Annotated in this window: 10 protein-coding genes; 8 read left to right on the forward strand and 2 right to left on the reverse strand. The window is 55.2% G+C overall.

The window, feature by feature from the left end; genetic code table 11:
- Positions 1-68: 68 nt before the first annotated feature.
- Positions 69-2,717 carry a type VI secretion system ATPase TssH gene (tssH, locus tag AB1287_RS01210; protein WP_435616706.1) on the reverse strand — a complete coding sequence of 883 codons (2,649 nt, stop codon included), beginning with the start codon at positions 2,715-2,717 and terminating at the stop codon, positions 69-71.
- Between the two features lie 302 nt (positions 2,718-3,019).
- Here tssH and tssF point away from each other — a divergent pair, with 302 nt between their 5' ends.
- From tssF to AB1287_RS01250, 8 genes are read left to right on the forward strand one after another with little or no spacing between them, the layout of a single operon-like run.
- Positions 3,020-4,900: a type VI secretion system baseplate subunit TssF gene (gene tssF / locus AB1287_RS01215; RefSeq protein WP_312626003.1), complete on the forward strand. Its 1,881-nt coding sequence runs from the start codon at positions 3,020-3,022 to the stop codon at positions 4,898-4,900.
- Positions 4,900-5,919, forward strand: a complete 1,020-nt coding sequence (gene tssG, locus AB1287_RS01220; protein ID WP_435616707.1) for a type VI secretion system baseplate subunit TssG — start codon at positions 4,900-4,902, stop codon at positions 5,917-5,919. The genes tssF and tssG overlap by 1 nt, the downstream gene beginning before the upstream one ends.
- A gap of 45 nt (positions 5,920-5,964) precedes the next feature.
- Positions 5,965-6,999 carry an ImpA family type VI secretion system protein gene (locus AB1287_RS01225; protein WP_435616708.1) on the forward strand — a complete coding sequence of 345 codons (1,035 nt, stop codon included), beginning with the start codon at positions 5,965-5,967 and terminating at the stop codon, positions 6,997-6,999.
- Position 7,000: 1 nt separating this feature from the next.
- Complete coding sequence (locus AB1287_RS01230; protein WP_435616709.1) at positions 7,001-8,026, forward strand: fimbrial protein; 1,026 nt, start codon at positions 7,001-7,003, stop codon at positions 8,024-8,026.
- An 18-nt stretch (positions 8,027-8,044) separates the two neighbouring features.
- Positions 8,045-9,391 (forward strand): GlcNAc-transferase family protein, encoded by a 1,347-nt coding sequence (locus AB1287_RS01235; protein WP_435616710.1) that lies wholly within the window; start codon positions 8,045-8,047, stop codon positions 9,389-9,391.
- Positions 9,385-9,972, forward strand: coding sequence for a hypothetical protein (locus AB1287_RS01240; protein WP_312626008.1), 588 nt, complete (start codon positions 9,385-9,387; stop codon positions 9,970-9,972). Before AB1287_RS01235 ends, AB1287_RS01240 begins: the two co-directional genes overlap by 7 nt.
- Before the next feature lie 2 nt (positions 9,973-9,974).
- On the forward strand, positions 9,975-11,573 hold the full coding sequence (locus tag AB1287_RS01245; RefSeq protein WP_435616711.1) for an OmpA family protein: 1,599 nt from the start codon (positions 9,975-9,977) through the stop codon (positions 11,571-11,573).
- A gap of 9 nt (positions 11,574-11,582) precedes the next feature.
- The gene (locus AB1287_RS01250; RefSeq protein ID WP_312626010.1) at positions 11,583-12,059 is read left to right on the forward strand and encodes a DcrB-related protein; all 477 of its coding nucleotides are present in this window, start codon (positions 11,583-11,585) and stop codon (positions 12,057-12,059) included.
- A gap of 42 nt (positions 12,060-12,101) precedes the next feature.
- On the opposite strand, the gene AB1287_RS01255 is transcribed toward AB1287_RS01250, so the two are convergent.
- Positions 12,102-12,710, reverse strand: a complete 609-nt coding sequence (locus AB1287_RS01255) for a helix-turn-helix domain-containing protein (RefSeq protein ID WP_312626011.1) — start codon at positions 12,708-12,710, stop codon at positions 12,102-12,104.
- Positions 12,711-12,795: the final 85 nt, after the last annotated feature.

Raw genomic sequence — 12,795 nt, forward strand, 5'->3', positions numbered from 1 at the left:
ATCGGTCTTATGACCTTCCTTTCGAACTTATCCCTTCCCGAATGAAGGGAGGAAAATAAGTTCATTGTTTAAAATGTGACGCTGAATTGTTTTTCAGCTTCACAGTTCAAATATAAAACCTGTTGCGGAATAGCCGCCTTATGCTGCAAAACATAGCGCCCAATCTGCGGCGTAATATATTTCTCAATAAACTGGATAAGTGCCCTGGCCCCTGTTTGCTCAATTGCACAGTGGTTGATAATGGCCTCCATTACCGTGGTTTCATACTGCAGCTTAATGCCATAGTGATCGTCCAGGCGCTGTGCAATCTTATTCAGATGCAGCTCAACAATGGCCAGCAGTGAGGCATGCTGCAGCGGAATATAGGGCACGACTTCCAGACGACCCACGAACGCCGGTGGGAAAGCTTTCAGGAGTTCCGGCTGTAGCGCTTCCAGCAGCCCTTCATGATCCGGCGCGCTTTGCGGGTCGGCATACAGTTGAGTGATTAATTCGCTACCGACGTTGCTGGTTAGCAGCAGCGTGGTGTTCTTAAAATCGATATAGCGGCCTTCGCCATCTTCCATCCAGCCTTTATCAAAGACCTGGAAGAAGACTTCGTGAATATCCGGATGGGCTTTTTCAATTTCATCCAGCAGAATCACGCTGTAGGGTTTACGGCGAACCGCCTCGGTTAATACGCCGCCTTCGCCATAGCCTACGTAACCCGGAGGTGCACCTTTTAATGATGAAACCGTATGCGCTTCCTGATATTCGCTCATATTGATGGTGATCAGATTCTGCTCGCCGCCATAAAGCGAGCTGGCCAGCGCCAGCGCCGTTTCCGTTTTACCAATGCCCGATGTCCCGACCAGCATAAAGACGCCTACCGGTTTATTCGGATCGCCCAGCCCGGCGCGGGAAACCATCACTCGTTCGGCAATGCGTTCCAGGGCATGCGGCTGACCAATAACGCGCTCCTGCAGGCGAGCGGGCAGCCCGGCCAGCGTATCGATTTCATCTTCAAGCATTTGCCCCACCGGGATGCCGGTCCAGTCCGCCACGATGGCAGCCACCATGTCATGGCTGACCTCCGTCGGCACCAGCGACGGTTTACTCTGCAACGTTGCGAGGGTCTCTTCCATCTCGAGCAATTTAGCCCTCTGCTGCTTGCGGCTCTCTTCATCGATCTCGTCGTCAGCGCTCAGCTCGCGGCGAAGTGCCTGAATGGCGTCCACGCACGCTTTTTCCTGCTCCCAGCGCTGGCTAAACTCAGCCTCTTTTTGGCTCAGTTCGGCAATCTGCTCTTCCAGCTTCACGATCGCGGCGTCATCACTTTTGCCGAAATTCAGCGCTTTACGCGTTTGCTCCAGTTCGGCCTCGGTTTCCTGGCGCTGAGCTTTCAGCAGCTGGAGCGTCATCGGCGGCGTAGCCTGGGCAGTGGCGACGCGCGCGCAGGCGGTATCCAGCAGGCTAATGGCTTTATCGGGTAGCTGACGCGCCGGAATGTAGCGGTGTGACAGGCGAACGGCAGAAACCAGTGCCCCATCGGTGATCCACACCCCGTGGTGATCTTCCAGCATCGGAACCAGCCCGCGCAGCATTGAGACGGCCGCGTTTTCGTCCGGCTCATTAGCCTGTAAAACCTGGAAGCGACGGGTCAGCGCGGGATCCTTCTCAATGTGGCGCTTGAACTCACTCCAGGTGGTTGCGCCGATGGTGCGCAGCTTTCCGCGAGCCAGCGCGGGTTTCAGTAAGTTCGCCGCATCGCCGGTTCCTGCTGCTCCGCCCGCACCAACCAGGGTGTGCACTTCGTCGATAAACAGGATCACGGGCTGTGGGGAAGCCATTGCGCTATCCAGCACCGCCTTAAGACGTGCTTCGAACTCGCCTTTCATGCTGGCACCCGCCGAGAGCGCGACAATATCGAGCGCCAACAGGCGCACTTCGCTCAGTGCAGCCGGGACTTCACCGGTTGCGATCGCCAGCGCAAGACCTTCCACAATCGCCGTTTTACCCACTCCAGCTTCGCCCGTCAGCAGGGGATTGTTCTGCCGACGACGCAGCAGAATATCCACCATCGTGCCTATTTCCTGGCTACGGCCGACGACCGGGTCGATTTTTCCCTCCCGCGCCAGGGCGGTGAGGTCGGTGGTGTACTGGGCCAGGCTGGCGTTGACACCGCCGGAGAGCGAACCGCTGGCTTCACCTGGAAGGGCGTCTTCCCGTGCAAACCCCTCCAGCTGTAAATCCTCAGCGGATTCGCCGGAGTCCCGCACGATAAAACTGAGCTCTTTAGTGAGCGGTTCAAGCGCAATTTTGTCCAGCCCTGGCAGCATAGCCAGCAGCTCGCGGCGCAGCTCCATGGTGGTCAGCATCGCAATCAGCAGATGACCGCTACGGATACGCGCGGATGAACACTCGAGACTTGAATAAACCCAGGCACGTTCAACCGCCAGCTCAATACAGTAAGAAAAATCAGCAATGCTGCTCGCGCCATTAGGCAAACGAGCCAGCGCCCGGTTCAGATCATTATCCATCTGCGCGGGATCGACATCGAAATAACGGACGATATGTTTAAAATCATTATCTGAGTCCTGCGCCCAGAGTTGATTAAACCAGTGAACTAATTCAACGTAAGGATTCCCGCGTAATTTGCAAAGGGTGGTTGCACTTTCAATACTGCGGAAAAGAGTGTTATTAAGTTTACTGAACAGATTCTTTCTTGTAATCGCCACGCCATTTCCCTTATGGGTAAGTTATTTCGCAATAGTCAGTAATAGCATTACGAGCTTTTGAATGAGCGTATTTAACCGTAACTTTCCGTCAGAATAAATATGCTGTCGGAGGATAATAGGCCAAATAGGAATTTGGCGTGGGTCCTTATCTTAAATGGAAAAGGCGATATAGGGATATCCTTATGATTTACATTGTTTTTATTGGTAATCGTAAAAGGGGATTACAATTTTAATGGTCGCCGCCCGGTGAAGAGTTGAGTATCTTTTTGCGGAATGGAACAGCAGGGATTGGGGCTTTATTTGTGGAACACAAGTTTCTTGATTATTACAACAGGGAACTCACTTTTATGCATGAAATGGCCAGTGAGTTTGCCCAAAAACATCCTAAAATAGGCCGACGGCTGGGCGTGAATGGTATCGAGGTCGCCGATCCATTTGTTGAACGTCTTATCGAGTCATTCAGCTTTATTGCCGCGAGGATGCAGCTTAAGCTTGATGCTGAATTCCCGGCCTTTACCCAAAGGCTGCTTGACGTTATTTACCCCAATTATAATGCGCCGACGCCATCAATGGGCGTCGTACAGCTGCGCCCGAATCTGAAAGAGGGCGATCTCACCCAGGGGTATGAAATTGCTAAAGATAGTGCCTTCTTCACCCCCATTTTTCCCGGCGAAACCACGCGCTGTGAGTTTCGCAGCGGGCAGTCGGTTCGCCTGTGGCCGCTGGCGATTGTCGATGCTCAGCTGACGTCCTTACCCCCGGATTTGCCTAATCTGGAGCGACACCGTATTCCGGTGGGAAAACTTAAAGGTGCTATTCGCCTTAAGCTGCGTCTTAAGGAAGGCATGCAATTTTCTGAGCTTCAGGGATTTACCTCCTTACCGGTATATTTGAACGGTGATGAACGTATTGTCTCGCATCTTTTTGAACTCCTGCATGCCGGCAGTCTGGCCACCATACTTCGTTACCATAATGGTGAAAGCCAGCAGGATTGCGTATTGGGTAAAGAGGCTTTGGCTTTTGAAGGGATGCTGCCAGAACAGAGCTTGTTGCCGATGGCATGGAATATTTTCCATGGGCATAATCTGGTGCATGAGTATTTTTCTTGTCGCCAGCGCTTCTATTTCGTCACGCTGAAGGCACTGGAGCAGGCCGCGAAAAATAATCACAGCGATGAGCTGGAGATTATCATCCTGCTCGACAGAAGCCCGCAGGAGATGGCCGGGCATATTGACACGGGCTGTTTCCAGCTTTTTTGTACGCCGGTGATTAATCTGTTTCCAAAGCGCATGGATAAGCTGGAAGTCAAACGCAATAGCCACGAATTGCATATTGTTCCTGACCGCAGTCGCCCCCTTGATTACGAAATTTTTTCGGTGACTCAGGTTGTCGGGCAACAGGCGGAAAACAGCAAAGAGGTGCTATTTAATCCTCTCTATCAGACCCAGCATAATGACCAGGGTAATTTCGGCCGTTATTTTTCGCTGACGCGACGCCAGCGAATTAAGGGGCACACTCGTCGTAAATATCATTCGCAGACGCTGTATAACGGTACAGAAGTGTTTATCTCGCTGGTCGATCAGCAGGAAGCACCGTTCAGCGACGATATTCGCTATTTGTCTGTGGTGGCGATGGTGACCAATCGCGATTTGCCACGCCTGATTTCCCGCAATGGCCAGTTTGAGCTTTCGGTGTCGGATGCGGCTCCCGTTGAGGCCGCGCGCTTTATTTCCCCGCCGGGCTCACCGCGTGCGCCTTTTGTCGCCAGTGAATCCGCCTGGCGTCTGATCCGCCAGCTTAATTTCAACTACCTCCCGCTGTCGGAGATGCCGCACGTCTCCGGCGGTGAAGCGCTGCGTCAGATGCTGCAGCTGTTTGTCGATAATACCGATCACGATACGCTGACCCAAATCCGCGGTCTTGTGGGCTGCCAGACTGAACCGGTCATCCGCAGGCTACCGGGAAACGGGCTGCTGATGTATGGCCGGGGAGTGAAATGCACCCTGACAGTGGATGAAGAGAATTTCTCCGGCATTAGCCCTTATCTCTTTGGCCTGGTGCTGGAGAACTATATCGCCCGCCACGCATCGATCAACGTGTTCACCGAGACTGAGCTGCGTACGCTGCAGAGGGGGAGTCTGGCGAACTGGCCTGCGCGCCCTGGCCAAAGGGGAGCGCTGTAATGGTTCAACTGCCTCCCTCTTCGCTGCACGATAGCCTGCGGGCCTGGTGTCAGGAGGATGCGCCGTGGGAAAGTGGCTTCTTTGGCCTGATGCGCACTCTGGCGGCCCGCACGCCTGCGCTGCCGGTGCCTGGTACTGCCCGCCGTCCGTCGCAGGAGCGACATCGCATCGGGCAGAGCGCCCAGATGCTGTTTTCGCCTCGCGAAATTGCGAGCCTCAGCCTGCAGCCGTCGCGGCTGGATATCCGGCTTTTCGGCCTGGGCGTCTGGGGAGCGCAGGGGGCCATGCCGCTGCACCTCTCCGAGCTGGCCTGGTCCCGTTCGGAACAACAGGATCACGCGCTCGGCGATTTCGTCGATATTTTCCACCACCGGGCGCTCTCGCTGATTTGGCGCTCGTGGTTTGTTTCTCAGGATACCGCCTCGCTGGACAGGCCGGATGATGAGACTTTCTCGTTTTATATCGCCAGCCTGATCGGTATGGATCCTGATGAGCTGCGTGCAGGGCGTCTGCCCATCCACGCCCGCCTGGCTTCGTCAGCGCACCTGATCCGCGAGGCCCGCAACCCGGACGGACTCATCAGCGCCTTGCATTACTACTTCGGTATTCCGGTATCGCTGGAGGAGTTCGCCACGCACTGGCTACGCTTTCCGCCGGATGAACTTAGCCAACTGGGTGGAGGCGGTGAAGCGCTGTTGCTCGGCGATGGGGCGGTGCTGGGGGAAACATTGCCCGATCGACAGCATAAATTCCGGCTGACGTTGGGGCCGCTGACCCTCGCCCAGTACCAGCGCTTTAGCCCCTGGGGCGAAGACCTGCCGGTGCTGTGCGAGTGGGTGCGGAATTTTATCGGCTACGAGTATGCCTGGGATGTGCAGCTGATCCTGAAAGCCGAAGAGATCCCACAGGCCAGCCTGAGCGGTGGCCATCAGCTGGGCTACACCAGTTGGCTGCCTCGCGATGATGAGGCCACTGCCGTCTCCGGCATGAGTTTTGAACCTGAATATTACCAGTTTTAACCCCGGCGGCGGGGACGTGAACCGCCAGGAGTATCAGGAAGAATAATGAGCACTATGGATTACTACCAACATCTTTTGCAGCCCGTGTCCGGCGATTCCCCCTGCGGGGAGAACCTGGACTATGACCCGGCATTTCTGCTGCTGCAGGCCAAACTTCAACCCCGTCTCGGCGCCGAGTATGGCGAATTTGTCGAGGTTGCCGACCCGGTGAACTGGGCGGAAATCGAACGGGAGTGCCAGGCGCTGCTGGCAAAGTCGCGGGATATTCGTCTGATCGTGACGCTTATTCGCTGCAGGCTGCGCGTCGTCGGCCTGACGGCGCTGGCAGAGGGGCTGAAAACGCTCGTGATTATGCTGCAACAGTGGCCCGATGACCTCTGGCCTCAGCTGCTGGAGGACGGCGAGTTCGAACCGCTGTTGCGGTCTAATGCGCTCCATGAGCTGGAGGATATGCACGGCCTGATCAACGACGTGCGCCAGCATATGCTGCCGCGTGCGGTTGGGGTGCAGTGCGCGGTGAAGGATCTGGAAAAAGCGCTGGCGTTTCCCCGCGATGAATCCGCTCTGCCGGAAGCGACGGTGAGAGCGATGCTGAACGAGTGGCGCGAGAAAAACTACCCGGAGATGTCCGCACCCTGGCAGGCGCAGCAGACGTTGACGGTCCTGACCCAGATGCTGAGCGAGTCGCTCGGCGATGTGTCACCCGTTTTCACCCGGCTTGAGCATCTGCTGGGGCTGTTTACCAGCATGGGCCAGCCTGCTGTGGAGGCGGTTTCCAGCGAGACGTCCGCACCGGTTACTGTGCCAGCGACCGTCGGGCCAGCCGAGTCCCAGGAATCGCTGCCGGTCCCCCTTGCTTCCACTGCCGTTGCTTCGCCCGTTCAGGGGCTGAATAGCCGTGCCCAGGCGCTACTCAGCCTGCGGGAAGTTCAGGCGTGGTTCGTGGCGATGGAGCCCGGTAGCCCGATCATTTTGCTGCTGGAGTTTGCCATTAAAACTTCAGGGAAGAGTTTTACCGAACTCATGCAGTTGCTCCCTGTCGAGATTGTTTCTCATTTGAACACAGCCGGGAGAGAATAAAATGAAATTGCAATTAGGGTTGCTGCTGTTGGGGGCGGGTGTGGCGGTGAATGCGCAGGCCGTTTGTACGGTCAGTTCTTCGTCCGGTCAGCCGGTGCCGCACGTCTTTTCCATCCCGGATATCACGGTCAATATCGATGCGGATGCGCCTGCCGATACCACTAATCCTGTCAGCATTCAGGATGCCGCTCCGCAGGGCTATGACGTCAAATTTGACCAGTGCCATACCGGCGATCTCTTCGGGAAAAGTTCGATCAATATGCCCGGGCCTCAGGGGGGCGCCTGGATCTACCCAAGTAATATTCCGGGGATCGGCATCAAGATCCTCTGGAATAACGGCGGAGCCTTCAGTAATGGGCAATTTCCCACCACCGGGACAATGGATTTCTCGGAAGAGGGCGGTGGTACGCTGGGTACGTGGGTTTATCCGGCGAACTCTTTCTATCGGGTTGAAGTGTATAAGACCGCCGAAACGCTCAACCTGACGCCGCAGGGGCAAAACATTGCCCTGCTGCCCAATAATTATGCCTATAACTGGGTGACCAGCGACTCGTATGCCAATGCCGGGCAGGTTCTGCACCTCGGCACCATCCAGGTGAACAGCACCCCCTCCTGCCGCTTTGAAAACAGTAAAGTGGTGGATTTTGGCACCGTCACCGGTGACATGATCAACGGCGGGTTGCAGGTAGAGCGGCCGCTGAATTTTGCCATCACCTGCCGCACGGATTACGGCTCCTATTCCTCAACCGCTTCGTTATCCAGCGAGTCGGCTTCTGCCGATGCCAGCTATATCGCCGTGACGGATCAGAGCGGGGCGAAAGACAGCCTGGCGATTAAGGTCAAGGACAGCAGCGGCAACTGGCTTAAGCTCGATGGCAGCAGCAGCGAAACGCTCAGTAACCTTGCCAGTAACGCGCCAGCGGAGTTTCACTGGACGGCGGCGCTAATGTCCCAGCCCGGCGTGCAGAAGCACCCTTCCGAAGGGGATTTCACCGCGCACGCGGAAATTCTCTTACAGGTCAAGTAGGTGGGAGGGATAACGACCATGACTGAGAGCCGTACGCTGTTTGTCAGCATTGCCTGCTACCGTGATCCGGAGCTGATCCCCACTTTGCAGAGCCTGATCGATGAGGCGCAATACCCGCAAAACCTGCACATTGCGGTGTGCTGGCAGGACGATAACCCAACGTCCGCGCTGTTCACCGACGCCGGGATGCAGTTAGTTGAAGAGCGTGTTGAGGAAGATTACACGCTGTTTCGCTTTCACTGGCGTCAGGTGCAGCTTGAGGTGATTGCCGTGGACTACCGCCACAGCCAGGGGGCCTGCTGGGCCCGTTATATGGCGGAAACGCGCTTTGCCGATGAGGATTTCACGCTGCAAATTGATTCGCACTGCAGGTTCATTCACCACTGGGATGGGGAGATGATCGCGATGCTGGAAGGGCTGCGCAGGCACAGTGAAAAACCGGTGCTGTCGACCTATCCACCGGCCTACGATCCGCAGGACGATCCGGCAAAACGGGGCCAGTTTGTCAGCCGTCTTATTTTCCGTGAATTCTCAAAGGAGGGGCTGCCGATGCTCTCCTCGGTGCCGGTAAAAAGCGAGCAGCCCGTTCGCGGCAGCTATATTGCCGGCGGATTTTTGTTTGCCGGTGGCCGCTTTGTTCGCGAAGTCGCTAACGATCCGCAGATCTTCTTTGCCGGGGAGGAGATCGCCATGGCCGCTCGAGCCTGGACGCACGGCTATGACATCTATACTCCGCACAAAATTTTGCTCTGGCACTACTACGGGCGCAAGCAGGCGAACAAAATCTGGGGGGATCACACCCGGGAAGCCAAAAACGTCGGCGAAGTGGCCATGGGGTGGTGGGAGAGAGATGCTATCTCGAAAAAGCGGATCCGCAGCCTGTTCGATCTTGAAATCGTTCCCGTTGATCCCGGAATTTACGGCCTCGGCAGTGCGCGGAGTTTACGTGATTTTGGGCGTCTCATCGGCGTGGATTTTAAGCGCCGGGCGGTATTGCCAGAGGTGCTGGGGGCGGAGAAAACCAGCGTATTTCCGCCTGAGAGCTGGCCTGACGATGAGCAGTGGGTGCAGCGGCTTATCTCACCGTTCAGGAAAACCGTTACGTTGAAAAAGGAAACTGTTGCCGCCCTGATGCCAACCACTGACTGGTGGTATCTGGGGGTTTATAGCGCAGGCAACCGACTGATGGACGAGAAAAAGCTCTCTCCTGAGGCGCTGGAAAAATCCCTCAATATCTCGAAAAACGACGAGTTTTCGCTGGATATTCAGTTCAGCACTGCCCCACGTTTCGATCCGGCGGTTGTTCGTCTCTGTCCGTTCAGCGAGAGCGGCGGCTGGGGTGAGGTACTGGAGAAACCATGGTAAGCGCCGAAACGCTGCTACAGCAGCTGCTTTACGTCGACTCTCTGCTGGCGATGGACGGGATTATTCCCTCGCACTCGCAGTATCAGGATCGAATGGGGCGAATCATTGTCGCGCTGGACACCGCGCTGTGTGAGAACGCCACCTCCCCGGTTCAGGTAAAGCATTTTTGCACGCTGCTCTGCCAGCTTATCGACTGGCGCCTTCGCGGCAGGAGTCTGCGAAGTCCTGGCTACTGGCCAACGCTTGCCCAGCATCTGTACGGCGTTGAGGAGCCACAGGAGCCGTTCAGCACGCAACTGGAAGCGCTGTTAAGTACTTCCACGGGTGAGCTACTGAAGCTGAGCAAGATGCTGCTGGTCTGGCTACCTTCGATAGAGGAAGAGCAGGGGCAACTGGCTAAGCTGATGGCCGACTGGTGTGAGCCACCCTTGCCGCTGGCATGGACGCCACCTGCGGAAGCCGAAATCCTGCCGCCGCCGGTGGCTCCGCCAACGCTTCGCTCAAAAGCGCGGTTTCCTCTTGTCTGCGGCGGGATGCTGATGGCACTCACGCTGCTGTGGTTCTATCTGAAGACCTGGTAATTATGTCTGAACGTTATTTATTTCCGCTGGCGGGAGGGCTGATGCTTACCGCGCTGCTGCTGGCCTGCGGTATATACAGCTCCACGGGATGGAATCTGTTGTTTATTTGTCTGGCGCTGGTCGCAGCCTGCGCATTTTGGTGTTTGCGACCAGTCCCGGCAGCGCCAGCGCCTCCTCCGGATCGGACGGAGGTACAGGATGTGTATCTTGTGATTGGGCCTTATGTCGCAAGCTGGTTCACCGTCCATAACGATGAAAGCTTGCTGCGCTACGACCGTCAGCGTCTCTGGCTGGCGGCAAGAGATGCACGCGAGCTGGTCAAGCACCTGAATTACCATTCCGCTAACCCGGAAAAGACGCGGATAACGCTTTTTTTTCCGTTCCTGCCTGACGGGCATGATACCGAGGCTCTGGCCATTGGAGCACTGATGTCGTGGGCCAGCGCGCTGAAAACCATCACGTTGCCGGAACCGTTGCCCTGCATTTTTGCCCTCTACAGCCGCTGTAGCGAGCAGTGCTATCTCGGGGATCCGGACGAAGTCATCTGGTCCGGGGAGAAGCACTCGCTGCCGATGGGCGGATCGCTGGATGCGCTGATGGGGGCGCTGTGGCTTAAGTTTGCACGACAAAATTCCGGGGGCGATCGCTGGCTTGCGCAACGTCAGGCCACCCTCGGCACTTTGCGAAACTGGTTTGCGCAATCCCAGATTTTACTCGCCATGAATAGCGTTTTTAACTGTTCCAGCCTCACGTTGACGCATTTCTTATTGGCTGATTCGGGCAGGGGGTTTATCCGTCACGGTGCCTGGTCCCGCTGGCTGAATGAGCACTACGCGGTGCTCCCTGGGCTGGCGAAATCACGGATTGAGCTGGCGCTTCCGGAGCTGACCCGTCCACAGACGCGCGGGCGGGTCGCTGTAGTAAACCCAACGAAGGGCTGGCCGCTTTGGCCTGCATGCCTTCTGGGAGGCCTGCTGGCAGGCTCGATGTGTTATGCAAAATGGCATGAAGTGCAGCGGGAAATGGAGGTTCAGGCGCAGGTGTTTGCGGTCAACCGGGTAGACGATAGCGCGCTCCGGAAAAAGTGGCTTGCAGTGGACAAACTCCGCGCGTCTGAGGCTGCGCTTCGCCACTGTTCCACGCGCTATTTCTTCCAGAACTGGGGATTTGCGCAATGTGATGCCCTGCTCTCTCTGAGTCAGCAACAGCTTAAAAAATATGTCCGGTGGGTGGTGTTCTCTTCGGCCAGCAACCGTTCGCTATTTGCCTCGGGAAATTACGTCATTCTGCCAGAACGTGCAGATCGGTTGGAACCGCTGGCGAAGTTAGTCGAACAAAATCCTGGCGTGAATTTTTTGATCGTCGGTCACTCCGATAACAGCGGCGACGGACAGCAGAATATTCTGTTGTCTATGCTGCGGGCACGCGCAGTTCGCGACTGGTTAATCACCCATGCCCATGCGGATGCGTCGCGATTTACGCTGAAGGGCGTGGGTGACCTTTATCCTCTGACTTCTAACAGTACCGTGGAAGGACGCGAGATTAACCGCCGGATTGAGGTGATTCCTGTCCCTTTTACTTCCCTTAACGTTAATGAGTAGATATTTATTATGAATTCGCTGTCTTATAAATTAATTGAAGGCCACTTCCTGAGTTCCCCTCCGGTGCTGGACAGAAGTGTAAATGTTCTTATGTTTCGGGACCCGGAAGATAACGAATATAACATTATGATCAACCGTGCGACGCTGGAAGAAGAGGAGTCTCTGGATGCGTACTGTGAGCGACAAATAGAACAGTTAAGAAATAAACTCCCGGGGTTTAAGATTGAAGGGAAAACTCTGAAATCTGAAATAGGTCCGGCAAAGCTGCCGGTGTTACAAATATCGAATAGCTATCTGCAGGATGGAAACACGGTTCGCCAGGTTCAGTCGATAATAAAGCTTCCGTGGCATGCAGTAATGAATCATACCGAACGTGAAATCATTATCTTTACCCTTCACTCGGTGGGGGAATTCACAGAGTATCAGCGTCGGCATTACGTACAGGCCATCAATACATTCCAGCCCCATACCTCGGTTGGCGTCTGAACAGGTTCCGTCCCCCATCACTGACGGGGGACGGAATAAATATTAAAGACAAAGCGTGATCCGTTCACTGTCGATATGCTGCACCATCCATGAAGCATAATGATAGAGTTCAGACTTTTTAGTGATCCCCATCTTACGCATGGCGTTGCGGCAGTGGGTGCTTACCGTTTTGTCGGTGCAGCCGAGAATTGCCGCAATATCCTGGGCGCAGTAGCCTTTGCCGAGATTGTGCAGCACCTGATTTTCCATGGCGGAGAGCTGCAGGTATCGCCTGCCGCCGATTTTTTGGAAAATATCTTTTTTATTTTCTTCTGAAAGCGGAAGTCGGGCCAGTGACAGAATTTTTTCAAGCTTGGCCTGGACTTCATTAATGGTCAGAGAGTCACAGTTAAAAGGGATGTCAATGGAAAAAGGGGTGCTGTGTCGATGCTTTGCCGGAGGCGACGGTTTAAGATGATAATTAATGCTGACGACGCTCTTGCGAAAAGTGATATCTGCCGGTGAGTTCCTGTGCCAGGTGGAGGAGGAATTATCTGGGGGAGGTTCAACAAGCGTAATCATTTTCCGTAATCCATATTTATAGAAATAGTCATTGCTGACGATGGTTACATTATTGAGCAATGGTGAAACAGTGTGTGTCATGTTCTTCATATCGTAACGGTTATCCCTTTTATTCCGTTTTCGAGATCGACTGTGATGCAGGTTTAAGGTAGCGGCGCGCATGCTTCGTCAAGAT

It is taken from the genome of Scandinavium sp. UTDF21-P1B, assembly GCF_040750395.1.
In the GTDB taxonomy this organism is placed as follows: Bacteria; Pseudomonadota; Gammaproteobacteria; order Enterobacterales; family Enterobacteriaceae; genus Scandinavium.

Excerpts from the sequence above, each read along its gene's own strand:
- tssG (WP_435616707.1), top strand. The coding sequence starts at position 4,900 with ATGGTTCAACTGCCTCCCTCTTCGCTGCACGATAGCCTGCGGGCCTGG.
- AB1287_RS01225 (WP_435616708.1), top strand. The coding sequence starts at position 5,965 with ATGAGCACTATGGATTACTACCAACATCTTTTGCAGCCCGTGTCCGGC.
- AB1287_RS01230 (WP_435616709.1), top strand. The coding sequence starts at position 7,001 with ATGAAATTGCAATTAGGGTTGCTGCTGTTGGGGGCGGGTGTGGCGGTG.
- AB1287_RS01235 (WP_435616710.1), top strand. The coding sequence starts at position 8,045 with ATGACTGAGAGCCGTACGCTGTTTGTCAGCATTGCCTGCTACCGTGAT.
- AB1287_RS01240 (WP_312626008.1), top strand. The coding sequence starts at position 9,385 with ATGGTAAGCGCCGAAACGCTGCTACAGCAGCTGCTTTACGTCGACTCT.
- AB1287_RS01245 (WP_435616711.1), top strand. The coding sequence starts at position 9,975 with ATGTCTGAACGTTATTTATTTCCGCTGGCGGGAGGGCTGATGCTTACC.
- AB1287_RS01250 (WP_312626010.1), top strand. The coding sequence starts at position 11,583 with ATGAATTCGCTGTCTTATAAATTAATTGAAGGCCACTTCCTGAGTTCC.
- AB1287_RS01255 (WP_312626011.1), bottom strand. The coding sequence starts at position 12,710 with ATGAAGAACATGACACACACTGTTTCACCATTGCTCAATAATGTAACC.